General features: G+C 62.6%; 1 pseudogene. It reads left to right on the forward strand.

What is annotated here, in order from left to right:
• A pseudogene (locus SB751_RS30745) lies at positions 1-184 on the forward strand (FAD-dependent oxidoreductase); the annotation flags it as partial.
• Positions 185-270: the final 86 nt, after the last annotated feature.

Consider the following 270-nt stretch of genomic DNA (forward strand, 5'->3'; position numbering starts at 1 on the left):
CCTGAGCCGTGGGTCGTCCGCCGGCAAGCTGATCGCCGAGTACGCGCTCGGCGAATCGAACAGTCTCGTGCAGCAGTTGCTGAAGCAGCCGCATCCGCGTCCGCTGCCGGTTCGACCGATCGTCGATCTGGCCGTGTCGGCGACGATCTGGGCCAAGGAGTTTTCGGCCGGTGCCGAGCTTTGATTATTGAGGAAACGACATGACGAACCATCAGGACTGGAAACAGAAGGCGAACGCGTTGTCGCTCGACGGTCGCGCGTTCATCGCGG

It is taken from the genome of Cupriavidus sp. SIMBA_020, from assembly GCF_046535395.1.
Lineage (GTDB): Bacteria > Pseudomonadota > Gammaproteobacteria > Burkholderiales > Burkholderiaceae > Cupriavidus > Cupriavidus campinensis.